Source organism: Tomitella cavernea (genome assembly GCF_016599145.1).
Classification (GTDB): Bacteria; Actinomycetota; Actinomycetes; order Mycobacteriales; family Mycobacteriaceae; genus Tomitella; species Tomitella cavernae.
Window position 1 is genome coordinate 1 of sequence record NZ_JAENKO010000053.1, and the last position, 24,969, is coordinate 24,969.

Here is a 24,969-nt window from a genome sequence, read left to right on the forward strand (position 1 = left end):
CTCGCAGTCCGAGCAGGAGGCGCTGGCGCAGGTGTATGCGGCGGCCTCGGGTGCGGATGCGGCGTCGATTCCGGGGTGGACGACGGTGCTCGGGGCGCCGTCGCTGCGCGGCAACGAGGTGGTGTTCCGGTAGCGGCCGCGCGTCACGGTGGGGCGTCGGCGCCCACGGCTTCCTCCAGAGAGCCGATGCCGGAGAAGCCGTGCGCATCGTCATGGTGCACGTGGATGCTCCCGTCGCGCACGGCCTTCTCGATGCCGGCGCACAACGCGTAGCAGCTGAGGGTGCCCGCCGCGGAGCGTTCGCCGGCCGCGCGGGCCACCTGGAACCACTTGCACCGTTCGACGGCGTCGCCATGCCACTGGACGGCGGTGTGCTGGCTGTTGCGCTTGTGCACGCCCACCTGCGCGCCGCACTCGCCGCAGGTGACCGGCTGCATCGACGTCACGCGTGCTCCTTCGTCCAGCGCTCAGTGTGCTGCGGATTCGGCCTCGCGCCGGGCGAGGTTCTCGGCGATCTGGGTCCGCCAGGCCTCGTTGGCTTTGGTCGGGTCCATCTCGAACTCGAAGCGGTCGGTCATGTCTTCGCCAATGTCGGACCGGTCCACGTAGAACTGCTCGTACCAGCGGCGCAGCTGGTAGATGGGCCCGTCCTCCTCGCACAGCAGCGGGTTGTTGATGCGGGCCTTGCTGCGCCAGATGGCCACGTCCTGCTCGAAGCCGCGAGTGATGAATCCGACGTTCGACGCGGTGATCGCCTCCGCCTGGCCCTCGGGGATATCGGGTGTTTTCCGGACGGTCGCCCCGTACTGCAGAACGAACTTCTCCGGCGTGACGGGGTAGTGGCAGTTGATGAGCTTGGTCTCGACGTCGTAGCCGGTGTAGTGGTAGCAGAGCTCGTCGATCATGAACGAGGGGCCGTAATAGGACGCGACGGACGAATTGCCTTGGGACACCTTGGCGCGGTCGACGCCCGGCGGGAGCATGTCCTCGCGGCCCTCGCCGTTCATGTATTGCGTGGCGGTGACGCCCTCGAAGACGTTCTTGAAGTAGGTGGGCAGCGAGAAGTGGATGTAGAAGAAGTGGGCGAAGTCGACGACGTTATCGACGATTTCGCGGCAGTTGGTGTCGATGGTGATCGTCTTCCACTGCCACTCGGTCCACTCGTCGTCGCCGGTGCGGATCAGCGGGATGTAGTCCTCCGGCTTGCCGCCCTCGGGGTCGTTCCACACGAACAGCAGGTCGTCCTGCTCCATGGTGGGCCAGGCCTGGGTGCGTGCCCGCATGGGCACGCGCTTGGCGTAGGGGATGTCTTTGCACTTGCCGTCGCCGCCCCAGCGCCAGTCGTGGAACGGACATGCGATCTCGTCGCCCTTGATCGTGCCCTGCGACAGGTCGCCGCCCATGTGCCGGCAGTACGAGTCGAGCACGTTGAGCTCGCCCTGGGTGTCCTGCCACACGACGAGCTTGCCGCCGAACGCCTCCACCGCATGCGGCGCGCCGTCGCGGAAGTCCTTGGCCAGCCCCAGGCAGTGCCAGCCGCGGGCGAACCGCTCGGGTGGCGCCCCCTTGTCGATCATGCGAGCACTTGCCGCACCGTCCGTTGAGGGCGTCATTGCACGTGTCCTTCCCGCCGTCGTGATCGCGCTATGTTGCACACCACAGTAGGCGCCGTTCGCGTCGACGGCACGGGACTTGCGACGCGCTCCCTCTGGCCGGGACCGGACGGGGCAGGAGGTGCGGGGAACCGGCCGGCATCCTGCCTCACCCGCCGGCGATCGCGGCGACGATGAGGAACGGCTCCGCTCCGCCTGCGACTGCGTCCGGAAGACGGGTATCGGCCGCGTCGAAGGAGAAGTCCTGTTCGCAGGCGAAATAGCGCACGTAGGGGCGGCGCGTGCCTTCGCCGTGGTCGCGGATCGCGCCGCGCAGCACCGGATACGCCTCCTCGACCGCGTCCAGGACCGACCCGATGGTCACCGGCTCCGCCGCCGGCAACGTCAGCTCGCCGTCCACGTCGGCCAGCACGCACAGGTGCCCGGGCAGCACCACCCGCACCCGGGCGTCGCGGACGGGGCGTGCGCTGACTGTCGGCGGGTTCACGGCAGCGTCTGCGCCTCCACGGACAGCACCGCGGGCAGGTCGCGGACCACCGCCTCCCAGGTGTCACCGGAATCGCGGGAGGCGTACACCTGGCCGCCGGTGGTGCCGAAGTAGACGCCGCACGAGTCGAAGGTATCCACCGACATCGCGTCGCGCAGCACGTTGACGTAGCAGTTCCGCTGCGGCAGACCGGCGGTGAGCGGTTCCCACTCGGTGCCGCCGGTGCGTGAGCGGTACACGCGCAGCCGGCCGTCGGGCGGCACGTGGAACTCGTCGCTGGTGATGGGTACGACGTACACGGTCTCCGGTTCGTGCGCGTGCACCTGTACGGGGAAGCCGAAGTCCGTGGGAAGGTCGCCGCTGATCTCGTACCAGTTCTCGCCGGCGTCGTCGGTGCGCATGACGTCCCAGTGCTTCTGCATGAACAGTGTGGACGGGCGGGACGGGTGCATGCTGATCCGGTGCACGCAGTGCCCGATCTCGGCGTCCGGATCGGGGAGGTGCCCGGAGTGCAGCCCCCGGTTGGCGGGGGCCCAGGTCGCGCCCGCGTCGTCGGTGCGGAACACGCCCGCCGCGGAGATCGCTACGAACATGCGCTTGGGATCCGCCGGGTCGAGGACGATCGTGTGGAGCCCCAGTCCGCCGGCGCCCGGCATCCAATCCGAGCCTCTGCATGCGCGAAGGGAGGGGGATTCACGCCAGGTTGCGCCGCCGTCGGCCGAGCTGAACAGGGCCGCATCCTCCACACCGGCCCACACGAAGTCGGGGTCCGAAGGCGACGGCTCGAAGTGCCACACGCGGGTGAACTCCCACGGCCGCAGCGTCCCGTCATACCATTGGTGGTCACCGACGGTACCGGCGTAGGCGAACTCATTGCCCACCGGTGACCAGGTGACTCCGCCGTCGTCGGAGCGCTGGACCTGCTGTCCGAACCAGCCCGTGGACTGGGAGGCCCAGATCCGCTCCGGATCCGCAGGCGATCCGGCCACATGGTAGATCTCCCACCCGGCGAACAGCGGACCGTCGACCCGCCAGTTGCGCCGCGCGCCGTCAGCGGACAGGATGAACGCGCCCTTGCGCGTGCCCACTAATACTCGGACGCTGCTCATGAAGGCCTCCGCCCCATCGGGACCGCCGTCGAGGATGGTGCAGATCTTACCGCTGTACACCCGTGAGTGAACAGAGCGAATCGGCAGCTCCGGAGTGCCACAGTGGTGCCTGGAGGGCCCGCGACAATGGCCCGTCGGGATCACTCGTCGGGGGGCTCGGTCTCCGTGACACCGGTCCCCGGGGCGTCCGGGTCTTCGATGGTGCCGACCTTGGCCACGTAGCGGGCCTCCTTCTCGGTGGCGACGGTGGGAGTCGCGCCCGGGAGGCGCCGGTTCGAGGACTCCGGGGTGAAGTACACCGACACGGCTCCCACGATTCCCGCTGCTATGAGGATGTAGGCGGGTATGAGTGTGTTCCCCGTCAGCGAGATGAGTCCGGATGCGATCAGCGGAGTCGTTCCGCCGAAAGCTGATACGGAGATGTTGTAGGCGATCGCGAGCGCCCCGTAGCGCACGCTCGTCGGGAACAGCGCGGGCAGGACGGACGGCTCGGTGCTGTTGAGGCAGAGCAACATCAACCCGACCAGCAGGACACCGAGGAACACGACGAAGTAGCCGGCGTCCGCGCCCATCAGCGCCACCGCCGGCACCGACACGACGATGAGCAGGCCGCAGCCCGTCCACATGATCGGCTTCCGCCCGAATCTGTCGGACAAGCGGGCGACGAACACCACGACCAGTGCGAGGAGCAACAGCACGACGGTGACGATGACCAACGCGTCCGTCTGCGGTACGTCGACGATGTCGCTGAGGTAGGTGGGCAGGTAGCCGCTGAGCATGTAATTGGTGACGTTGAACGTCAGTACAAGGCCGATACACACCAGAACCTGCGGCCATTGGTCGATGATCGTTCTGCGCAGCTGGTGCGCTGCACCCTGCTCGCTGACCCGCTCATCGGCCTTGAGATTCTCGTAGGCGGGCGTCTCTTCCAAGCGCAGCCGCATGTAGAGCGCGATGAGCCCCATCGGTGCGCCGATCAGGAACGGGATCCGCCAACCCCAGGACTGCATGGCGCTGTCGGAGAGTCCCGCCGTCAATCCGGTGACCAGCACGGCACCGACGACATAGCCGGTCAGCGTGCCCGTAGGAAGGAACCCGCCCATCATGCCGCGCTTGCGGTCAGGCGCGTGCTCGTCCACGTAGGTCATCGCGCCGACGTATTCGCCACCCGTGGAGAACCCCTGCAGCAGACGGGTGATCAGCAGCAGGATCACCGCCCAGACACCGACACCGCCCCAGAACCCATGGTCGGAGTAGCCGGGCAGCAGTCCGGTCGTGGTCGTGGCGATGGCCATGATCGTGATCGTCAGTGTGAGCACGCGTTTGCGGCCGATCCGATCGCCGAGCGGTCCTAAGACGGCCCCGCCCAGCGGGCGCACCACGAACGATGCCGCCAGAATTCCGAAGGTGCCGACGACGTTCGCCGCGCCGGAGTCATTGCCGGGAAAGAATACGGTGGCGATGACAGTCGCGAGGTACGCGTAGACGCCGAAGTCGTACCATTCCATGAAGTTGCCGACTGCCGTGCCGGTGATGGATCGGCGCATATTGCGCGGAGCGCTGACCGTGATCTGGGATAGCCGCCACCTGCGGCGGCGTCTGCGGGGCGGCGCGTCGCGGGACTTCTCGTCCCTGTCGGCCATTCCTTCAGCCTACTCCGGGAACCACACGCCTCCTGCGGGACCGCTGGGCGGCCGCCGACAATAGCCGATTACCGCACACACCCCCGCAACCCTGCCGGTGAGCACGATTTCCGCCCGCAGCGGCGGTGCGGGCTGCACGGCGGCGCCGTGGCGTCACGTGACGTTCACTCGACGGAAGGCGCCTCCGGGCGCACGTTCGCCGTGGGTGTAGCAGTTCTCTACGCTTACGGTATGACGACGATGCCGACCCGTATCGACGAGGTGCTGTTCGCCGCCGCCAAGGACGCTGGGCGGATCCGCAGCCGCAGCGCCGCCCAGCAGATCATCCACTGGGCACGTCTCGGCCGCGCACTCGAGTCCTCCGCTGCGCTCAGCACCGGCGCGATCGAGCAGGTCCTCGCCGGAGAGAAGTCCTACGAGGATCTGGACGCCGGCAGCCAGAAGGTCGTGCGTGGCCTGTGGCACGACCGGATCGACGACAGCATCGCCTCGCTGAACCTGTCCGACGAGTTCACCGCGGCCGGTGAATCCCGGTCAGAAGCAGACAGCGTCGGCGCAGTCGGCACGCACGACCCCGCGGCGGGCGAGTGACCCCGGTCCTTCCTCTGTTGGCAGGCCCCAATGGCTCAGGCAGGACCATCTTCGTCGAGCGTGTCCTGCAGCCGACGACCTACCGTCCTGGTAACGGGAGCTGCACGCAAGGCACGTCATCGGCTCTGACCGGACGAACCGGCGTTCCCGCCGCCGGGAATCTCCAGGCGGTACTAGGCGCCATTATACGGCCGTGGACGACGGCCGGGCCTTCTGCCACGCTCTCCGGTCAGGGCCAATCTGGCAGCGCTTCGCGCCAGGGATGCCCCGGCGGCAGGCCCACCCGAGAGCCTTTCGCCAGGACGCGGTAGTGCGAGGGAAGAAGAACGGGGGCCGCGGACTGGTCGCCGTCCAGCAGGTCCCAGCGGTCCTCATAGCCGAGGTAGATCGGCAGACCGACGCGCGCACGATCCACACTTGCGTTCCGGGTGCCGGGTTTCGCGGCTGGATCGGTGCGCCAGTTCTCGTGGCAGATCCAGGCTGATGCGGCGACGTGGTCGCGCGGGACGACGAAGTAACGAGGGGCGCCGGTTGTATCGGTCGGAATGAGTTGAGTCCGGCAGGGTGGTGTACGAGCCCCGCGAGAGCGTGGACACGCCGACCGTGATGGTCCCGGCGTAGAAGCGGTCACCGCGGGAGGCTTTCGAGGAAACTTCCACATCCCACTCGAAAGGGCACACCCGCGATGACCGCACCCCACGATATCGACCCGCACGAGTTCCTGTCGGACCTGCTCTCGCAGGCGTCGCCGGACTACCTGCGCACCATGCTGGCCGGCTTCATCAACATGCTGCTCTCGGCAGACGCGGACAACGTGTGCGGCGCCGGCTACGGCGCCCGCAGCGACGAGCGCACCAACAGGCGCAACGGCTACCGGCACCGCGACCTCGACACCCGGGCCGGCACCGTCGACGTGGCAGTCCCGAAGCTGCGCGAGGGCAGCTACTTCCCCGAATGGCTCCTGCAACGCCGGCGCCGCGCCGAAGCGGCCCTGACCACCGTGGTCGCGCACTGCTACCTGCTCGGCGTGTCGACCCGGCGCATGGCTCCCCCGCTGCGCGCTTCGCGATGATCGCAGCGGGCGGTACCCCCAGACTCGTGCAGACCCTCGGCATCACGGGCCTGTCGAAGTCGCAGGTCTCCGAGATGGCGAAGGACCTCGACACCCAGGTCGAGGCGTTCCGCACCCGGCCCCTCGACGAGGGGCCGTACCGGTTCGTCGCCGCCGACGCCCTGGTGCTCAAGGTCCGCGAACACGGCCGCGTCGTCAAGATCGCGTGCATGGTCGCCACCGGCATCAACAACCAGGGCTACCGGGAGATCCTCGGCGCCGCGGTCGGCTCCGCAGAGACCAAGGAGGGCTGGTTGACGTTCTTCCGGGACCTCGCGGCCCGCGGCCTGTCGGGGGTCGAGTTGATCACCTCGGACGCGCACGCGGGCCTGGTCGAGGCGGCCGGCGCCGTGTTCGGTGGCGCCTCCTGGCAGAGGTGCCGCACCCACTACGCGGCGAATCTGATGAGCGTGTGTCCGAAGTCGGAGTGGCTCGGCGTGAAGACCCTGGTGCACAGCGTGTACACCCAGCCGAACGCCGAGGACGTGCACGAGCAGTACCAGAAGGTCCTCGACACCGTCGAGCATCGCCTGCCCGCGGTGTTCGCCCATCTCGAGGCCGCCCGCGAGGAGGTGCTCGCGTTCACGAAGTTCCCGAAGGAGCTCTGGCGCAAGGTCTGGTCGAACAACCCCAACTAGCGGCTCAACAAGGAAATCCGCAGGCGCACAGACGTTGTCGGGATCTTCCCGAACCGTCCAGCGGTGATTCGCCTGGTCGGCGCGGTGCTCGCAGAGCAGCACGACGAGTGGTCCGAAGCCCGCCGCTACATGAGCCTGGAATCCCTCGCGGCGACCGACGTGATGCTCGCCGAAGCCGCCGCACGGGCCGCCGCCGAAGAAGCGGCACGCGCCGCCGACGAGGCACTCACCGACGATACCGACCGCGCGGCGATCGCCGCCTGACACCCACCCGACCAGGAAGAAACCGACAAAGCCGTCATACACCACTCAAAAAGACTTGACCTTCAGTCCGAGTATCTGATCATGCATCATGTCGCATCGCATCGCATCGCCGGGTCCGGGTCCGGGTCCGGCGAGGATCTGGAAACGCCGGGAGTTTCACTCTCAGCTGGACCAATGTTGAGTCTTCGGGTTCCAGGAACCTTCCTGTTCAGAGTCTTGGAAAAGTGGATTAAGGCATGTGCTGAGGATGTGTAGAGCGCTGGTGATGTCAAGGGCGTTCTCAGGTACTGCAGCGACGTCTTTGGCGATTCTGGCGTAGCCCGCAGTCCACGAGGGCGCCGGAGATGCGACAACTGAGGGGAGCGTGAGTCCTCTCCGTGCGGACTCGTGGTGGAGTGCGGCGCGGGTGGTGGTGGCGTCGATCGACCAAGTTGTCACGATCAGGATGAGGTCGACAAGGTCGTGGTAGCGGGTCGAGGGCTGGCCATTGTGCCGCTCGTACATCGCGCATACCTTGTCGGAGATCTGTTGTGCGAGCGGATATAAGGCGAAGGTCGGCATTGGGGCGAGCCCGTCGATCGCAGCCACCGGCGTCGGGGATTGGTAGTCCACCTCGCCGATTGGGACGAGTTCGGTGGACAGGTCGATGGGGAACTGCTCAAGATGCGTCGTACCGTAGTAGACGTCGACCTTTACTCTAGCGCCGGCGACGTCGCTGGTCATCAGCTTCGGGGTGGCCATGATGAATTGAAACGGGTCGAGGTCGCTGGGCGCCCTAGCGATCGCGGCCAGCTCGGCCAAGGCCTCCTCGATCGCCGCGGTGGTGTGGAGTAGGTCGATGTCTCGACTGTAGCGGGCGTCGGGGAGGCGAACCAGCAGAGCAGCACCGCCTTTGAGTAGCCACCGGTCACCCGTCTCGGAGAATATGCGGGTGAGGAACCGTTGGAGGAAGAACGCTCGACGGAGCTGCCCGGTATCGCCGCCCCGCCGCTTCGCCTCGTTACGAATGTGGTCCTTGAGTGACCGGCTAAACGCTGCTGCGTTTCGAGCAGGCGGCTGTGCGGCGGACGTCATGGCTTCCTCTTTCATGCGATGCGACCCGGGGTGCGACGGGCAGGGAGTGGCGGTGATAGATCAGCTGTCGGGTGGGAGGTCGCGTGCTGCATTGAAATCCGCGAGGGCCTGTCGGAGTGCGCCGGACTCATCTGTGCTGCGCAGGTGCTGCAGTGCATCCGGGACTGGGGTGTTGGAGCTCAAGATCTGAGCTTGCTCGAGAGCTTGCTGAAAGGATTCCTGGGATTGAAGCTTTGCCACTTCGGCGAGGGCTCGCCGAAGTGGGCTGCCTGCGGAAAGGCTGGGGGACTGGCGCGCTGCCTCGGCTACGGCGTCGTGTGCTGCGGCGAGCGCGGCGTTGCGGTTCACCGGCAGTCTTCGGCTTAGCTGCCTCGTGGACTCCGGGATGCCGACCTCATCGAGGAAACGATCCAGCAGGGCAGAGCCATCGCCCAATGGAGCGCCGTAGCTGTGCGCGTAGGGGCGAAGAACCGCGGTAGCCTCGTCGGGGGGGATGCGGCCGGTGGTGACCGCGTCGCGGACGATGCCAGCCAAGTGCCCGCCGTCGAGGTGGTCGGCGGCCAGGTCTTCGATCGTCGCGAGCGCTGTGGTGACCGGAAGCCCGTCGATCAGCGTCCACCGTTCTGGTGGCAGTGTGGCAACGCGGTACCGGACATCAGTGAGTCGGGACTGTTTCCTGCGGGCAACGATGAACTCCATGATATCGGCATCAACATCACCGAGATCATGAAGCTGAGCCGCAGACCTGTGGGAGACCACCGCAGGTTGTTTCTGGTTGAGGCGGTCATCGGCGATGACCGCGGACTCGATCATCAACCACGCCCCCCGAATCTGTTCCTGGCGTTCCATCGGTGCACCGCTGATGCGGTAGGTCCCGTGACGGATCCGATCGACGATGCCGCGGTTCGCTAGCCGGGCGAGCTGCTGAGGCGAGACGCCGACGGATCGGGCCTGGGCGGTGGTGAACAGACCCCACTGCCCGGCGGCGAGATCCGCCAGGTCCAATGCTGAAAAACTCGCGATCACACTGCAATACTAACATCCTTGATGTAACTATTGAAGTAACAAAAATAACATCGCATGGTTCGGCGTAAGCAATCTCGGATGTCGATGAGCGCCGTTTTAGAGATTCCGCCGGTAGGTCATGGTCGTCGGGTCGGTCGCTTGTTCCAGCGGCGAGTGGTCCAGGTCTCACGCGGGAGTCACCTACTGGCGGAACCTCTTAGACGCACACTTCTGTTTCTAGGGTTCGAACATGGCGGGACAGGCTGTGGCGTACGTGCGGGTCTCGAGCATCGAGCAGAATCCGGCCCGCCAGCATGCCGCGGTCGGGGCGGTCGATAAGACGTCATCGGTCACGTCAGCTGCAAGTCCCGCGGCGAGCGGCCCGAGCTGGCGGCAATGCTGTGACACGTACGTGCCGGGGATGCGGTGCGGGTGGCGTCGATGGACCGGCTGGCCCGCTCGGTGATCGACCTGGCGCAGATCGTGTGTCAGCGAGCTGACCGAGAAGGGGGTGCGGGTCGAGTTCGTCGCCGAACACTTCACCTTCGCGCTCGGTGATGCTGATCCGTTCGCGACGTTCCAGCTGCACCTGCTCGGCGCGGCCGCGCAGTTGGAACGCTCGATGATCCGCGAACGCCAACGCGAGGGCATCGAGGCGGCGAAGGCCCGCGGCGCCTACACCGGCCTGGCCCTCTCGATTCCGAAGAGCTCCTTCTCCGATGCGCCGATGCAGGCCCTGAGGATTTCCAGGATCGTGTCGACGAGATTCTGATCCGGTATCTGCCGTTCGATGACGAGGCGAGTGAGCATCGCCCCACCCACGACGGTGGCCAGGTCGTGGGCGCTCCACGAGTCGTCGAGTTCGTGCCGGTCGATTGATCGCTGCACCAGCTCCTGCACAGACGTCTTCTGGGAAGAGGTCCAGCCGGCTAGCACGTTGCTGGTGAGCTGATCCTCATCGGCGCTGCCCACGAGCGCAGCGATGGTTGACCCGGAAAACTCGTCCTGGAACTGTTCTAGCCTCGCCTCCAGCAAGTAGCGGGCCTCCTTGATCAAACTCCCCAGGTCGGGGACTTCGATCAGTTTGACCACACTTCCCGACGCGGCGGCGAGCAGCTCAGAACGGGACCGCCACCGGCGGTAGATCGTCGCTTTGCTCGTTCCCGCACGGCGGGCGACAGCGTCGGTGGTCGCGGCCCTGGCGCCCCCCTCCCTGATCAGCTCGAGGGTGGCCCTCAATATGCGTTCGTCCGTATCCGGTGAATCCAAGCGTGCCATGCACCGATCCTGCCCTGCCCGATGGTGTGACTGTTGACACCATGCGATCGCGGTCATAATCTGTACGAAACCGTACCGTACAGGAGGTCACGCATGATCCACTCGTCTCCCGTCAGTCGGGTCGCACCGGAGTTGCCCGGCGCGGGCCCAGCGCCCTTCGACATCCGAACAGCGACTTTCCGTTCCGGGGCCCACCGTCGGCCCGGTGCGCCCCGATTGCTCCGGTCGTCGCACCTCACAGGACCTATCGACACTGCTTCGCAGGCGGGAGTGCACGTATGATCCCCACAACGGCCCCCCGCCTGCATGACGAGGTGTCCACCCGCCGGTGGGGCATCCACATCGGCGGCGATACCCGTGCAGACGACAATGCCGCGTGGTTCCGGTCGACCTCCCCCGCTGACGGCCGAACGTTGGCATGGTGCGTCGAGGCAATCGAGGTCGACATCGACCGGGCTGTCTGGTCTGCTCGGATGGCATTGCGAACCTGGGCGAAGGTCCCGGCACACGTGAAGACACGCATCCTGCTCGCTGTGGCCGACGCGATTGCCGACAATCAGGAAGTGCTCGCCCGGCACCTTTCCGAGGAGACGGGCAAGCCGATCACACAGGCTCGCGGCGAGGCTGCCATGTGCGCAGAGGGGTGGCGGTACGCAGCGACAGCGATCCAGCACCTCGACGGACGGGCGGTCACCAATGCAGACCCCACGGAATGGGCGCTGACGGTCCGGGAGCCGGTTGGGGTGGTGGCGGCCATCGCCCCGTACAACATCCCGTTGATGGCGATGGCGGCCAAAGCAGCCTGCGCGATCGCCGCAGGATGTGCTGTGATCGTGAAGCCCTCGCCGCTGTCGAGCGCGGTCACTGTGGCCGCCGCGGAGGCGATCACGATGGCCGGTCTTCCCGCCGGCCTGCTCAACGTGGTCACTGGCGCGCAACCCGACGTGGGCCGATGGCTCGTCGAACACGAGGGCGTGGACATGGTGTCGTTCACGGGCTCCGAATCGGTCGGAGCGCTGGTCGCTCAATCGTGCGTGGCCCGTCGCAAGCGCTACACACTGGAGCTCGGTGGGAAAAGCGCGAACATCCTGCTCGACGACGGTGATGTCGAGTCCTTCGAGGCGCAGCTCTTCAGCGCAGCTTTCGGAAACGCAGGACAGCTGTGCACCGCCGGGTCACGTGTGCTGGTGCATCAGAAGCATTTCGACAGAGTCCTGGCATTCCTGCGGAAGCTCGTTGGAAGCGTCTCTGTCGGTGATCCGGCTGATCCTGCGGTGCAACTTGGCCCGCTGGTTTCCGAGGCGCAGCACCGCCGTGTCCATGAGTTCGTCGAGAAGGCGGCCGACGCAGGGTGGAACGTCTACCCGGCGCCATCGGCTCTTTGCGACGCCGAGTCGGGGTGCTTCTTCCGGCCGGCCGTGCTGTGGGGCGGCGGCAGCCGTGACACGGCGGCGCAGGAGGAGACATTCGGTCCCGTCGTGGTGCTGTTGCCGTTCTCCGACGACGACGAGGCCATCGAGATCGCGAACAGCACCCGGTACTCACTCAAGGCCGCCGTCTGGACTGGCGACGTCACCCGTGCTGCGGCGTTTGCGCGCCGACTGCGTGCGGGGTCGGTCATGGTCAATTGTTACGGCCAGCCCATCCCCCAGACCCGCATGCCCTTCGGCGGGGTAGGAAGCAGCGGCGTAGGGCGGGAGTTTGGCATCGAAGGCATCGCCGAATTCACCGAACTCAAGTCGGTGTTCGTGTCGGGACACCGTGTGGGAGACCGACATGGCCCAGCTCGTCACGCCTAGTTCCATGCGCACGCATCCCTGACTCGAAACGGAGTTCTGCCCATGAAATCGACAGCCGCTATGTTGCGCACCGCACCCGGCGCCCTCACACTCGAGACGATCGAGGTCGATGCGCCCGCGGAGACCGAGGTGCGAGTGAAGACCTCTGCCGTCGGTTTGTGTCACTCGGACCTGCACATCATCCGCGGGCACAATCGCCGCCCTCTGCCGATGGTGCTCGGCCATGAAGCAGTCGGCGAGGTCGTCGATGTCGGTTCGCAAGTCACACACGTGCGTCCAGGCGACCGGGTCATCGCGTGTTTGTCAGAACACTGCGGCTGGTGCGAATACTGCCTGTCCGGTCGGCTGTTCCTATGCGACCGGGCCGATCTGGCGCGTCCGCCGGGGCGACCGCCGCGACTGTCGCAGTCGGGCGACACGGTGCACGCGGGATTCGGCATCGGGGCGTTCAGCGAGTACTTCCTGGTCCATCAGAGTGCGGTCACCGCCGTGCCGGACCCGCTTCCGCACGAATATGCGGCCTTGCTGGGTTGCGCAGTGGTCACCGGCATGGGTGCGGTCTTCCACACCGCACAGGTACGCCCCGGTGAGACGATGGCGGTCGTCGGGTGCGGTGGCATCGGGCTCAGCGCGATCCAGGCGGGCCGGATCGCGGGGGCGGGCATCATTGCCGCGTTCGATACCGACCGGGCCAAGTTCTCGAAGGCCCTCAAGCTCGGGGCCACCCACGTGTTTGATCCGACCCGACCCGAAGACCTCGCCGAGTTCCGGAAACTCACCGGCGGCGTGGACCACGGGTTCGATGCGGTGGGCGGACCGACCGTCGCCGCCAGCACGTTTTCGCTGCTACGCAAGGGCGGCACCTGCACTCTGATTGGGATGCCTGCCGAGGATGACAACTACACCCTGCCGGCAATGCCGCTGCTGATGGGGCGACGGGTCCAAGGCTCGCTGATGGGTTCTAATCGGTTCCCGATCGATATTCCACGGTATGCGCGCATGGCTCTGTCCGGGGACCTCGACCTGCAGTCGATGCTCGCCAAGACAGTGACCCTGTCGGAGCTCGAGGCGACTTACCAGGGCATGGACAGCGGCTCGGCCGGTCGCACGGTGTTGGTCTTCGACGAGGAGTCGCGATGAGAACATGCTCGCACACAGTCATCATCGGCGGCGGCCTGGCGGCCACGACTCTGGTCGAAGAAGTCCGCAAGCACGGAGTCGACGATGCGATCTCCATCGTCAGCGACGAGATTCATCTCCCCTACGACCGGCCGCCGCTGTCGAAAAGGGCGTTGCGCGAGGATCCTGCGGACATCGGCGAATACGCCCTGCGCCCGGCGGAATGGGCGGAGCAGATGCGGGTCGACTTCATGCTCGGCTCGCCTGCGATGGGCTGGGATCCGTCCTCCCGTCTCGTGCACCTCTCCGGTGGCCGCCAGGTCCATTTCGACCGGCTGATTGTGGCCACCGGTGCACAGGCACGGGTACTCGAGGCGGCGCCGCCCGGCGGTCAGGTGCATTACCTGCGCAATTGGTCCGATGTGCAGGCGCTGCACCAGTGCCTTGCGGACAACCCAGGTGGTCGTCTGCTCATCGTCGGTGCCGGCTTCATCGGGCTGGAAGTGGCCTCCTCGATGCTCGAGCGGGATATCGAGGTCGTCGAGATCGTGGAAGCCGGACCCAGGCCGCTGTCTCGCGTACTGCCTGATGCGTTGGCCGAACTGTGCTGGCGGCCGTATCAGGACGCACGAATCCCGTTGAGTACCGGCACAGCCCTGAGTGGGATCGAAACGACTCCGCGTGGAGTCACCGCGACCCTGTCCGACGGGCGGCGCATCGACTGCGAGCTCGTCGTCGTCGCCGCCGGCAGCGTGCCGAACACCGCCTGGGCCGCCGGGCTCGAGTATGGGCCCGACGGTGCGATCGTGTGCGACGGCAGCGGTCGCAGCAGCGTCGACGGCGTGTGGGCACTCGGAGACGCCGCCGCCTGGCCCAACCCGTACGTCGACACAATCCGGCGAATCGAACATTGGCAGGCGGCGATCGATCAGGCAGCCGTAGTCGCGGCAGATCTCGCCGGTGCGGGGGCCGAGTCGTGGGGCTCAGCGCCGTACTTCTGGTCTGATCTGCTCGGCGGCCGTGTCCAGCTTGTCGGCGAGGCCCCGGCCACTGCGACCACACATACCGCGACCCGCGGCGAGCGGACGGTCACGGTGATTCGTCGTGGCGACACGGTGGCCGGCGTGTTCGCCCGCCGTCGCCCTCGCGCCATGATCGCAGGCCGTGCACTGCTCGGCTCGGATATGTCCGCACTCGAGGCGCAGGCCTGGTGCGATCGGACGGTCGGCGTGCCGCACCAACCCGGAAAGAAACGTGAGTTCGATGTCCAAGCCTCTTGACGGAGTGACCGTCGTCGAGTTCGGCCAGTACATTGCCGGACCGCTGACAGCGATGGCGCTTGCCGACCTGGGCGCCGATGTCATCAAGGTCGAATCCCCTGCCGGTGATGCGGCTCGTTCAGCGGGTGAGTTCGGGGCGAGCATTTTCCATGCCACGAACCGCGGGAAGCGTTCGGTAGTAGTGGATCTGAAGGCCGATGCCGGCCGCAGAGCCGCCCGCGAATTGATCGGGCGCGCCGACGTGGTGGTGCAGAACATGCGACCAGGACTGATGGAGCGATTCGGGCTCGGGGCGGACGAACTGCGCACCGCGGACCCGGGGCTGGTATACCTCACGATCTCCGGGTTCGGCGATCGGCCCGGAGACGGCAGGCCGCGCGCGGGTCTCGACATCGCGGCCCAGGCTGAAAGCGGATTGATGTCGCTGAACGGCGAGGCGGACCGCGATCCGATGCGGGTCGGGTTCGCAGTCGTCGACGTGACGACGGGTCACCTAGCAGCGCAAGCGATCCTGGCGGCGCTGCTCGGGCGAGAGCGTTCGGGGAATGGCGCGCACATCACACTCTCGTTGCTCGAAGTCGCCGTGCACCTGCAGTGCGTCGAGTGGTGCCAGTACTTCAGCACCGGGCGGGTCCCGTCGCGCACCGGCAACGGACAGGCGAGCGTCGCTCCGGCGGCAGACCTGATCCGCACCAAGGACGGCCACATGGTGCTCTCGGCCTACCAGGGCAACCATTGGCGCGTGCTATGCAGCGTGATCGGTCGCGAAGACCTGGCCGATGACACTCGCTTTGCCACGATCCAGGCACGTGTGCGGCACCGTCCGGAACTGTTGCACGTCCTCGATAGCGCCTTCGGGCACATGACCACCGACAACGCGGTCGGGCTGCTGCTCGACAACGGCCTGGTCGCCGGCGCGGTCCGCACGCTCGACCAGGTCGTGGAAGACCCCCGGGTCCGGGCACTGGAGATGTTTCCGCAAACAGACCCGAACGCCTCCGACACGAACGGCGGGCCAGGCCGATTCGCACGTCTGCCCTACACCTTCCAATCGGATGCGATGTCCGCAGCCAACGGGGCGCCCCGGCTCGGTGAACACTCGGCGGACGTCCTTGGACCACTCGGCTACTAGACCCTTGAAACGACTGGACCCGTGAAACAGGAGAAGTACATGACCGACATGAATATCTTCGCCCGCTGGGGAGTGGACCGCCCGCTCTTCGGCTTCAGCCACTCGCTGCCTGTCGTGCGTGCCGTGACCTTGGCAGGGGGGATCGGCGTGTGGGGGGCGACCCGGAACACACCCGACGAGATCGAGGCGGGCCTGGCCGTGCTGGCCGAGACTTGCCAGGGCCGCCCGTTCGGAGTGGACCTGGTGTTGCCCAAGAACATGCCTGAGACTGAAGACCGATCCCTGATAGAGGCCCAGATCCCGGAGGGGCACATACGTTTCATCGAGGGTTTGCGTGCCAAGTACGCGGTGGCGGATGACGGGCAGTCCGGGCTGCGCTCACGCTTCCTGCGTTCGCAAGAGATGGGCGCCAAGCAGCTGCAGGCGGTCATCGACTCCGCCGTGCCGATCGTGGCGATGGGGGTCGGTTCGCCGCAGGAGGCCGTTGCGCAGGCCAAGGCCGCACGCAAGACCGTCATCTCGCTGGTCGGCTCGCCGAAGCACGCGCGCAAGGCGATTGCGGCGGGCGCAGACATTCTCGTCGCCCAGGGCTATGACGCGGGTGCCCATACCGGCGAGATCGGTACGTTCTCCCTCGTGCCGCAGGTCGTCGCCGAGGCCGGCGATGTTCCGGTGGTGGTCGCGGGAGGGGTGGCTACCAGTGCGCACGTGGCTGCTGCGCTGGCCCTCGGCGGGGTCGGAGTCTGGGTCGGCACCGCATGGCTGTTCTCCGAGGAAAACGACACAGACGAACGGGTGCTGGCCAAGCTCATCGCGGCCGGATCCGACGATACTGTGCGATCACGTGCCGACAGCGGCAAGACGCTGCGGCAGATTAAGACCGCATGGACTACAGAGTGGAGCGCGGACGGGGCGCCGACGCCGCTGCCGATGCCATATCAGGACATCCTGGTGGGCGACTTCTTAGGTGCCGCGCAGCGCCAGGGCGTCGAGCCGCTGCTCAAGTCGGAGGCCGGCCAGAGTGTGGCCTACTTCGACCGGCGCGCCACCGTAGCGGAGATTATGGATGGGCTTCTCGGTGACTACAGGGCCCGGCGCGTAGCCGCGCAGCGCCTGGTGCCGACCACGTCGGCACACAGCGGTAGAGGGCATGAGGGTGCGTAGCCACGCTGTCGATCCCGGGGACGATCATTTTCGCCACGTCCGCAAGACGCTGCAGGAGTTCATCGCGCACGAGGTTATCCCCGCGGAATCCGCCGCCGCACCGGCGCCGGTCGGACACCCGGGGATCGAGGATCTGCAGCAACGGGCCCGCGAGTACGACCTGTGGAACGTGCTGACCGACCCACGCGCCGGGCTGTCCTGGCGGCAGCAGTCCGAGCTTGCGGAGATGACGGGATGGAGCATCGATCTTGCTCCGCGGGCGATCAACGCAGGCCCTCCGGACTCGGTCAACATGGCGATGCTGCATGCGGTTGCCGACGAGTGGCAGCGCAGACTCTTCCTGGCACCGCTGATGACCGGGAGTGTGCGCTCGGCCTTTGCAATGACGGAGCCGGACGTGGCGAGCAGCGACGCCAACAACATCTCCACCACCATGGTCGTCGACGGCGACGAGATCGTCATCACGGGGCGGAAATGGTATATCAGCGGCCTGCTCGATCCCCGCTGCCACTGGCTTTTCGTCGTCGGACTCACCGATCCGGGCGCACCCCGACACCGGCAGCATTCGGTCGTCGCGGTGCCCATCGGCGCCCCCGGTGTGCGGATAGTCCGCAGGCTACCGGTCTTCGGCTACGCCGGCGATCAAGGCGAACTAGCCCTCGACGATGTGCGTGTGCCGCTCAACCACCTGCTCGGAAAGCGCGGCGACGGCTTCCAGGTGAGCCAGACGCGGCTGGCGGCAGCGCGGCTGCACCACTCCTGCCGGATGGTGGGGCTCGCCGAGCGTGCACTCCGCATGGCCATCGACAGGGCGCGCCGCCGACACGTCTCGGGTGCCGCTCTGGGATCGCATCCGGTCGTCGTCAGCCAGGTCGCCGAATGCCGGCTTGCAGTGACGCAGGCCAGACTCCTGAACCTCGCTGCCGCTGAGGCGTGCGACGACGACGGCGCTCGCGCGGCGCAATCGATCCTGTCCGCGGCGAAGATCGCGGCCACCCGGATGGCGGTATTCGTGTTGGACCGCTGTTTGTCGATCCACGGCGCGGCAGGATTGTCGGCGGACACCCCGCTGGCCCGATGGTGGGCTGAGGCCAAATCACTACACATCGCCGACGGGCCCGAGGAGACGCACCTCGCCGTGGTCGGGCGCAGCGAGATTCACGAGCACGTGCTTGCGCCCGCGTATACGGAAGTTTTCTCGGCCGCCAATTGCTGACGCCGGCCACGCCATGTCCTGAACCAGTGAACTATCCGATTGTGACCGTTGACACAGACGAACCAGATACTTAAAGTGTACGAAACCGTACTGTACTAAAGGATTCACATGACACATTCGCTCATCGCCGAATCAGCCTCGACCGCCCGGCCCAGCGTGAACCTGGCGTCGTTGGACTTCTGGGCGCGACCGGACCGTTTCGAGCACCTCGCCTGGCTCCGTGAGCATCAGCCGATCTCGTGGCACGAGCACCCCGATTCCGGGAAGGGATTCTGGTCGGTCGTCACCCACCCGAACATCGCGAAGATCAATCCGGACTGGGAGAACTTCTCCAGCTCGCAGGGCATCCGGGTTTCCCACGATGCCGAGATGGGCCTGACCAGGCCCGGATCCAACAGCACTATCGAGACCGATCCACCCCGGCATTCGCGCTTACGGAAGCTGGTAAGCAAGGGGTTCACACCCCGCGCGATCCGCCGATTCGAGGAAATGGTGACCGCACGCGTACGACATATCCTCGACGCCGTCGACGGCAAGGAGAACGTCGACTTCGTCGCAGACATCGCAGCGCCATTGCCTCTGAATGTCATCTGCGACCTGATCGGCGTCCCCGAATCCGACCGGACGCTGATGTACCAGCTCACCAACAAGTCCGCCACGGATTCGACCGGCGGTCATGAGAGCCAGTCGGACGGTTCCTCCGCGTCCCTCCAGATGAAGGAATACGGACTGCAACTCGCGCGAGCGCGTCGTGACCATCGGCGCGACGATCTGATCAGCAGTCTGATCGATGCCGAAGTAGACGGCATCCCCCTCAACGACGACGAGCTGGCTGGATTCTTCTCCCTTCTGGTTGCTGCCGGCAACGAGACGACACGGACGGCGATCACTCACGGCCTGCTCGCATTCGAGGAGTTCCCCGAGCAGCGTGCGCTGTTCATGAACGATTCCCGCGTTCGAGTGGACGCCGTCGAGGAAATCATCCGCTGGGCCTCGCCGCTGATGCACATGCGGCGCACCGTCGTCCACGATCTCACCTTCGAGGGGGTGGAGATGAAGGCAGGCGACAAGGTCGCCATGTGGTACATCTCGGCCAACCGCGACTGCAACGCCATTCCAGTACCGAATCTGTTCGATATCACGAGGAACCCGAACCCGCATCAGTCATTCGGAGGAGGCGGGCCGCATTTTTGCCTCGGATCGAATCTGGCCCGGCTCGAGATCAGGATCCTCTTCGAGGAGCTTTTCCAGCGGTACCCGGAGATCAGGTCGACCTCCGCACCGGAGATGGTGCGATCCAATTTCATCAACGGAATTTCTCGACTCGGCATTGCACTCTGACGGAAAGGATTTGATCATGAAGCACAAGGTCATCGTGGATTTTGACATCTGCGACAGCTACGGAGCTTGCGTTGCGGCGGCCCCGACGGTATTCGACCTAGACGACGAAGATGAATTGGTGGTGCAGCAGGACACCATCGGAGACGACCTCCGGGCGCAGGTCACCGATGCTGTAGCCCGGTGCCCGAAGCGTGCGATCCGGATCGAAGCCGTCGGTGGCGACGGGGGAGCGTAATACAGACATGAACTTTCTGCTCGCGCCGTGATCAACGCATAAAGCATTCCCGCGATTCACCTTCCCTCCATTCACGCGGAGTTCGAATGAAAAAAACCACAAAAGAACGTGACACCAGCGTGCGCGCACGCAGCATGCCCATGGCATCCAGCACGGCAGAGGTCAAGACGTCGACCAGGACCGCCTGGTGGGTCACGGGCCTGCTGTTCACATTCATGGTCATCAATTTCGCCGATAAAGCGATCCTGGGGCTCGTGGCGACGCCTCTACGCGAGGAGTTCGGCCTGGATGCCGCGGGATACGGTTACGTGGCCAGCAGCTTTTACCTGCTGTTCAGCATATCCGCGTTCGTCGTGGGGCTGCTCGGCGATCGGATCCCGACTCGGTGGCTGCTACTGGGGCTCGCTGTCGTGTGGGCGGTGACGCAGATGCCGATGCTCTGGACCACCTCGACTGCGATCCTCGTGGCCACCCGCATCACCCTCGGCGCGGCGGAGGGTCCGGCTTTCGGAACGGCAAACCATGCTCTGCACAAGTGGTTCGACGATCGAAACCGGCAACTTCCAAGTAGCATCATCGCGACTGGTGCCTGCATCGGTCCACTCATCGCAGCACCTGTGCTTAGCTGGGTTATCGTCCAGTTCGGGTGGCGGGCCGGATTCGGGGTGCTCGGTGCGCTGGGTTTGATCTGGTCACTGCTCTGGCTCACGGTCCGCCGGGAGGGCCCGCACTCCAAGGTGATTGAGGCCACGGAACCTGCTGTAGCGTCGACCACAGCAACGTCGGCGAACCCGGTCTCCGGGACTGCGGACGGTGGTGCATCCTTCTTCCAGATCATCAGATCCGGCACATGGATTGGAGCGACTCTCCTGGCCTTCGCGGCTTACTGGGGGATGGCCATCGCGGTGTCGTGGCTGCCTGTCTATATGCAGGATTCCCTCGGGTACTCGACCACAGCGATGGGGAATATGGTGGCTGTAACGTGGGCGATTGCCGCTCTGTTCATGCTCGGATGCGGCTGGCTATCACAGAGGCTCACGACGCAAGGTGTTCCTACCAGAGTGTCCAGGGGGCTGCTGGGGTCCGTTGTTGTACTACTTGGCGGCGCTGCAACGTTCATCGGAGTCCATAGCGGCTCGCCAACTCTTGGGATCATCCTGCTGATGATCGGCCTCGGCGCTCCATCCGCGCTTTATGCCATGGGACAGACTCTCATTAGTGAGATAACGCCGCTGTCGCACCGGGGTGCTGTCCTGGGGCTCAGTGTCGGGATTTCGACCATCGCGGGGATTATCGCTCCTACCGTGATGGGGTGGATGGTGGAAGCGGGATCCGATCAGAACACAGGATTCACACAGGGGTTCACGGTAATGGCATATATCCTGATCATTTCGAGTATCGCTGGCGCTGTGCTCATCCACCCCCAGAAGGACCGCATTCGCTGCATGGCGACGTCACCGGATGCGAATTGACCGGCTGGCCCGCAGAATGGACGGTTGGGTGGCAGGCGTCATCGGCGGGGTTGAGCGTCCCCGTAGACAGTGCACACGGCGGGATAACGGGGCTGTCCTCAATGGTGGCGTGGGCAGGTGGGTGCGGGGCGTAGGGTCCAGTGCCGTGCGGTCCCTCCGTGTCAGGGTGAGTTGAGTCCACCGCTACATAGCAACCCGTAGGGCGAGATCAGGATCAACACCACGATGACTTCGACCAGTACGACGGCCGCAGCGATGCAGGACGCTGGGAGCATGCCTTCTGCTTCCGGGCCCCGATCTGACGGACCACGCCGGCGCCGCTCATTCACCGCCGCCGACAAACTCGCCCACGTGGCCGCCTACGAGGCCGCGTGTGAGACCGGCGATGGCGGCGCATACCTGCGTACCGAAGGCCTGTATAACTCGCAGGTCGCCGAATGGCGCCGCCAGCGCGACGCCGGAGTACTCACCGACATTCCGGATCCGGGTAAACGCCGCAAGCTCACTGCCGAGCAGGCCGAAATCGCGAAGCTGCGCCGCGAGCTCGAGCAGGCCCACCGCAAACTCGACACCACCGAGACAGCCCTGGGGATCATGGGAAAAGCACACGCGCTCTTGGAGCAGATCTCCAAGAGCGCGGACACCGACGACAAGCGCGGGAAGCGTTGATCACCGCCCACCATGCGCTGACCGCGGCGGGTACCACGACCAGGGGCGCGACCGGCCTGACCGGGATCGCCCGGTCGGTAGCGGCGCGCGACAAGAAGGTCACCGACCGGGCGGCATTACGAGCGCATCTGCGCCCGGCAACGCCGGCGAACCGGCTTACCGACGCCGAACGCGGCAGGGTGCTCGAGGCGTTGAACTCGGCCCGGTTCATCGATACCACCCCGGCGCAGATGTTCGCGGTACTGCTCGACGAGGGCGAGTATCTGTGTTCGGTATCGACGATGTACCGGGTGCTGCGTGAACACTCTGCGGTCCGCGAGCGACGGCGTCTGGCACGGCATCCTGCCAAGGCTTGCCCGGAGTTGGTCGCGACCGGACCCCCTCCGTGTCAGGGTGAGTTGAGTCCACCGCTACATAGCAACCCGTAGGGCGAGATCAGGATCAACACCACGATGACTTCGACCAGTACGACGGCCGCAGCGATGCAGGACGCTGGGAGCATGCCTTCTGCTTCCGGGCCCCGATCTGACGGACCACGCCGGCGCCGCTCATTCACCGCCGCCGACAAACTCGCCCACGTGGCCGCCTACGAGGCCGCGTGTGAGACCGGCGATGGCGGCGCATACCTGCGTACCGAAGGCCTGTATAACTCGCAGGTCGCCGAATGGCGCCGCCAGCGCGACGCCGGAGTACTCACCGACATTCCGGATCCGGGTAAACGCCGCAAGCTCACTGCCGAGCAGGCCGAAATCGCGAAGCTGCGCCGCGAGCTCGAGCAGGCCCACCGCAAACTCGACACCACCGAGACAGCCCTGGGGATCATGGGAAAAGCACACGCGCTCTTGGAGCAGATCTCCAAGAGCGCGGACACCGACGACAAGCGCGGGAAGCGTTGATCACCGCCCACCATGCGCTGACCGCGGCGGGTACCACGACCAGGGGCGCGACCGGCCTGACCGGGATCGCCCGGTCGGTAGCGGCGCGCGACAAGAAGGTCACCGACCGGGCGGCATTACGAGCGCATCTGCGCCCGGCAACGCCGGCGAACCGGCTTACCGACGCCGAACGCGGCAGGGTGCTCGAGGCGTTGAACTCGGCCCGGTTCATCGATACCACCCCGGCGCAGATGTTCGCGGTACTGCTCGACGAGGGCGAGTATCTGTGTTCGGTATCGACGATGTACCGGGTGCTGCGTGAACACTCTGCGGTCCGCGAGCGACGGCGTCTGGCACGGCATCCTGCCAAGGCCTGCCCGGAGTTGGTCGCGACCGGACCGCGGCAGGTGTACACGTGGGACATTACGAAACTTCCTGGGCCGGTCAGGGGCGTGTATTTCGATGCGTACGTGATGATCGACATCTCCTCGCGCCACATCGTCGGGGCGCATGTGCAGACCCGCGAGTCCGGGCTCCTGGCCGAGGAGCTCATGTGTGAGATCTTCGCGGTCCACGGCATCCCGTACGTGCTGCATGCTGACCGGGGTACGGCGATGACCAGCAAGCCGGTCGCCGAACTACTCGAGGACCTGCAGGTGACCCGTTCGCACTCGCGGCCCCGGGTCTCGAACGACAACCCTTACTCGGAAGCCTGGTTCAAAACCCTCAAGTATGCGCCGACGTTCCCGCAGCGGTTCGGTTCGATCCATGATGCCCGCGGATTCCTCGACGAGTTCGTCGATTGGTACAACCACGAACATCGGCACTCGGGGATCGGGATGCACACCCCGGCAGACGTGCACTTCGGACTGGCCGAGGGCATCGCCGCCCAGCGGGCGGCGACCCTGGATGCGGCCCGGCATGCGCATCCAGAGCGCTTCGGCACCACCACGATGCCAACAGCGCTGGAATTGCCGGAAGCGGCCTGGATCAACAGACCCCAGACCGCTTCCGAACAAGCCCCAGTCGAGCAGCAAAACGCTGCTGCTTAACTACTCATGGACCCACAACCCTTGACACGTTCCGATCACCTGGCAGAAAACCGTCGGTGGCAGGCTGAAGTCAGATGTTCGCTTCGCGAATACCCTCACCTGGAACACCTTCCCTGTCCCCGACCTCGGTGCCGAGACTCGCGCGGCAGTCATCAAGTCCGGTCAAGGTGTGATCGATACGCGTGCCCTGCACCCGGGGCGCAGCCTGGCCGACCACTACAACCCTCTCACCATGGACCCGGCGCTCGTGAAAGCCCACGACGTACTCGACCGCGAGGTTGACCGGGCCTTCGGTGCATCACGCAGGCTGGCCAACGAGCGTCAGCGGCTTGAGTTGCTGTTCCAGAGCTACCGAGCACTGACGAACGAGAGTGCGTAGCCGCAGCGGACTCCTGGCTGGGGGATAGCTGTTTGAGTCTGCCTCCGGACATGCCAGGCAGTTCAGATTCGGGTCACGGTCGCGGTGGGGTGCGGGTCTCGTGGCTGGCTTGGAGGGCTGCGTGGGTGGAGTGGGCGGCGGAGTGGACGAGTGCGATGGCCAGTTGTGCTTGTGCGCGGATCATTTCCGGTGAGGTGAGGCCGGTGTCGTCGGTGGGCATGGTTGCTTGTGCGTCGGGTCCGGCTTGCCGGGCGGTGGGCACGTGCACGGTCGACAGCGCGCCGGTTTGGAGGATCTGGGTTTCCCCTCGTATCGTGGAGGTATCGCCTTTGAGGAGATGAACGGCGATGACGAGGAAGTATCGGAAATTCGACGAGGACTTCAAGCAGGGCGCGGTCCAGCTGGTGGTCGAGACGGGGAAGC

24 protein-coding genes and 2 pseudogenes are annotated in these 24,969 nt (G+C 65.8%); 17 read left to right on the forward strand and 9 right to left on the reverse strand.

All coding sequences use genetic code 11. The features are described 5' to 3' along the window. Nucleotides 1–143 precede the first annotated feature (143 nt). The 5 genes from JJ683_RS15705 to JJ683_RS15725 all read right to left on the reverse strand — a co-directional run bounded on the left by JJ683_RS15705 (nucleotide 144) and on the right by JJ683_RS15725 (nucleotide 4,756). Nucleotides 144–446 (reverse strand): hypothetical protein, encoded by a 303-nt coding sequence (locus JJ683_RS15705; protein WP_200175502.1) that lies wholly within the window; start codon nucleotides 444–446, stop codon nucleotides 144–146. Nucleotides 447–467: 21 nt separating this feature from the next. Continuing rightward, the gene (locus JJ683_RS15710) at nucleotides 468–1,613 is read right to left on the reverse strand and encodes a 3-ketosteroid-9-alpha-monooxygenase, oxygenase component (protein ID WP_200175503.1); all 1,146 of its coding nucleotides are present in this window, start codon (nucleotides 1,611–1,613) and stop codon (nucleotides 468–470) included. A gap of 148 nt (nucleotides 1,614–1,761) precedes the next feature. After that, a complete protein-coding gene (locus JJ683_RS15715) occupies nucleotides 1,762–2,100 on the reverse strand; it encodes a MoaD/ThiS family protein (RefSeq protein WP_200175504.1) in 339 nt (112 codons plus the stop codon). Continuing rightward, nucleotides 2,097–3,209: a WD40/YVTN/BNR-like repeat-containing protein gene (locus JJ683_RS15720; RefSeq protein WP_200175505.1), complete on the reverse strand. Its 1,113-nt coding sequence runs from the start codon at nucleotides 3,207–3,209 to the stop codon at nucleotides 2,097–2,099. Before JJ683_RS15720 ends, JJ683_RS15715 begins: the two co-directional genes overlap by 4 nt. A 140-nt stretch (nucleotides 3,210–3,349) precedes the next feature. Then, nucleotides 3,350–4,756: an MFS transporter gene (locus tag JJ683_RS15725; RefSeq protein WP_200175530.1), complete on the reverse strand. Its 1,407-nt coding sequence runs from the start codon at nucleotides 4,754–4,756 to the stop codon at nucleotides 3,350–3,352. Nucleotides 4,757–5,083: 327 nt separating this feature from the next. On the opposite strand from JJ683_RS15725, the gene JJ683_RS15730 reads away from it, so the two are divergent. Together JJ683_RS15730 and JJ683_RS15735 are read left to right on the forward strand one after the other, a co-directional pair. Next, nucleotides 5,084–5,443, forward strand: coding sequence for a TA system antitoxin ParD family protein (locus JJ683_RS15730; protein WP_242474774.1), 360 nt, complete (start codon nucleotides 5,084–5,086; stop codon nucleotides 5,441–5,443). A gap of 685 nt (nucleotides 5,444–6,128) precedes the next feature. After that, nucleotides 6,129–7,456, forward strand: a pseudogene (locus tag JJ683_RS15735) (IS256 family transposase). 162 nt (nucleotides 7,457–7,618) lie between these two features. Here the strand turns inward: JJ683_RS15735 and JJ683_RS15745 are convergent. After that, complete coding sequence (locus JJ683_RS15745) at nucleotides 7,619–8,530, reverse strand: nucleotidyl transferase AbiEii/AbiGii toxin family protein (protein WP_200175506.1); 912 nt, start codon at nucleotides 8,528–8,530, stop codon at nucleotides 7,619–7,621. Between the two features lie 60 nt (nucleotides 8,531–8,590). Next, on the reverse strand, nucleotides 8,591–9,556 hold the full coding sequence (locus JJ683_RS15750) for a type IV toxin-antitoxin system AbiEi family antitoxin domain-containing protein (RefSeq protein ID WP_200175507.1): 966 nt from the start codon (nucleotides 9,554–9,556) through the stop codon (nucleotides 8,591–8,593). Between the two features lie 475 nt (nucleotides 9,557–10,031). Between JJ683_RS15750 and JJ683_RS15755 the strand changes: the two genes are divergently transcribed. After that, the gene (locus tag JJ683_RS15755; protein ID WP_242474776.1) at nucleotides 10,032–10,307 is read left to right on the forward strand and encodes a recombinase family protein; all 276 of its coding nucleotides are present in this window, start codon (nucleotides 10,032–10,034) and stop codon (nucleotides 10,305–10,307) included. Here JJ683_RS15755 and JJ683_RS15760 read toward each other — a convergent pair. Continuing rightward, the gene (locus JJ683_RS15760; protein WP_200175510.1) at nucleotides 10,211–10,813 is read right to left on the reverse strand and encodes a TetR/AcrR family transcriptional regulator; all 603 of its coding nucleotides are present in this window, start codon (nucleotides 10,811–10,813) and stop codon (nucleotides 10,211–10,213) included. The genes JJ683_RS15755 and JJ683_RS15760 overlap by 97 nt on opposite strands. A 278-nt stretch (nucleotides 10,814–11,091) precedes the next feature. On the opposite strand from JJ683_RS15760, the gene JJ683_RS15765 reads away from it, so the two are divergent. The 14 genes and pseudogenes from JJ683_RS15765 (at nucleotide 11,092) to JJ683_RS19700 (ending at nucleotide 24,546) form a co-directional block, all read left to right on the forward strand. Next, complete coding sequence (locus tag JJ683_RS15765; protein ID WP_200175512.1) at nucleotides 11,092–12,612, forward strand: aldehyde dehydrogenase family protein; 1,521 nt, start codon at nucleotides 11,092–11,094, stop codon at nucleotides 12,610–12,612. Nucleotides 12,613–12,654: 42 nt separating this feature from the next. Then, nucleotides 12,655–13,752, forward strand: a complete 1,098-nt coding sequence (locus JJ683_RS15770; protein WP_200175514.1) for a Zn-dependent alcohol dehydrogenase — start codon at nucleotides 12,655–12,657, stop codon at nucleotides 13,750–13,752. Beyond that, nucleotides 13,749–15,011, forward strand: coding sequence for an NAD(P)/FAD-dependent oxidoreductase (locus JJ683_RS15775; RefSeq protein WP_200175515.1), 1,263 nt, complete (start codon nucleotides 13,749–13,751; stop codon nucleotides 15,009–15,011). The genes JJ683_RS15770 and JJ683_RS15775 overlap by 4 nt, the downstream gene beginning before the upstream one ends. Nucleotides 15,012–15,015: 4 nt before the next feature. Further along, on the forward strand, nucleotides 15,016–16,143 hold the full coding sequence (locus tag JJ683_RS15780; protein WP_307810974.1) for a CaiB/BaiF CoA transferase family protein: 1,128 nt from the start codon (nucleotides 15,016–15,018) through the stop codon (nucleotides 16,141–16,143). A 21-nt stretch (nucleotides 16,144–16,164) separates the two neighbouring features. Continuing rightward, a complete protein-coding gene (locus tag JJ683_RS15785) occupies nucleotides 16,165–17,307 on the forward strand; it encodes an NAD(P)H-dependent flavin oxidoreductase (RefSeq protein ID WP_200175517.1) in 1,143 nt (380 codons plus the stop codon). After that, nucleotides 17,294–18,523, forward strand: a complete 1,230-nt coding sequence (locus JJ683_RS15790; RefSeq protein WP_200175518.1) for an acyl-CoA dehydrogenase family protein — start codon at nucleotides 17,294–17,296, stop codon at nucleotides 18,521–18,523. Before JJ683_RS15785 ends, JJ683_RS15790 begins: the two co-directional genes overlap by 14 nt. A 108-nt stretch (nucleotides 18,524–18,631) precedes the next feature. Next, the gene (locus JJ683_RS15795) at nucleotides 18,632–19,864 is read left to right on the forward strand and encodes a cytochrome P450 (protein WP_200175519.1); all 1,233 of its coding nucleotides are present in this window, start codon (nucleotides 18,632–18,634) and stop codon (nucleotides 19,862–19,864) included. 16 nt (nucleotides 19,865–19,880) lie between these two features. Continuing rightward, nucleotides 19,881–20,099 carry a ferredoxin gene (locus JJ683_RS15800; RefSeq protein WP_200175520.1) on the forward strand — a complete coding sequence of 73 codons (219 nt, stop codon included), beginning with the start codon at nucleotides 19,881–19,883 and terminating at the stop codon, nucleotides 20,097–20,099. Between the two features lie 86 nt (nucleotides 20,100–20,185). Continuing rightward, nucleotides 20,186–21,571 (forward strand): MFS transporter, encoded by a 1,386-nt coding sequence (locus JJ683_RS15805; RefSeq protein ID WP_200175522.1) that lies wholly within the window; start codon nucleotides 20,186–20,188, stop codon nucleotides 21,569–21,571. Nucleotides 21,572–21,922: 351 nt separating this feature from the next. Beyond that, nucleotides 21,923–22,240, forward strand: a complete 318-nt coding sequence (locus JJ683_RS15810) for a hypothetical protein (protein ID WP_200175524.1) — start codon at nucleotides 21,923–21,925, stop codon at nucleotides 22,238–22,240. Continuing rightward, nucleotides 22,237–22,668, forward strand: coding sequence for a hypothetical protein (locus JJ683_RS15815; RefSeq protein ID WP_200175526.1), 432 nt, complete (start codon nucleotides 22,237–22,239; stop codon nucleotides 22,666–22,668). Before JJ683_RS15810 ends, JJ683_RS15815 begins: the two co-directional genes overlap by 4 nt. 72 nt (nucleotides 22,669–22,740) lie before the next feature. Further along, nucleotides 22,741–24,167, forward strand: a protein-coding gene (locus tag JJ683_RS15820; RefSeq protein WP_200175536.1) for an IS3 family transposase whose coding sequence is annotated in 2 segments (ribosomal slippage) — nucleotides 22,741–23,092 and nucleotides 23,092–24,167 — 1,428 coding nt in all. Because the reading frame shifts where the segments join, the coding sequence is not laid out codon by codon here. A 34-nt stretch (nucleotides 24,168–24,201) separates the two neighbouring features. After that, nucleotides 24,202–24,279, forward strand: a pseudogene (locus JJ683_RS19790) (type IIL restriction-modification enzyme MmeI); the annotation flags it as partial. A gap of 39 nt (nucleotides 24,280–24,318) precedes the next feature. Beyond that, nucleotides 24,319–24,546, forward strand: a complete 228-nt coding sequence (locus tag JJ683_RS19700) for a type IIL restriction-modification enzyme MmeI (protein WP_372435319.1) — start codon at nucleotides 24,319–24,321, stop codon at nucleotides 24,544–24,546. 73 nt (nucleotides 24,547–24,619) lie between these two features. Here the strand turns inward: JJ683_RS19700 and JJ683_RS15830 are convergent. After that, a partial coding sequence (locus JJ683_RS15830; RefSeq protein WP_207280286.1) for a hypothetical protein occupies nucleotides 24,620–24,969 on the reverse strand: 350 nt, incomplete at its 5' end.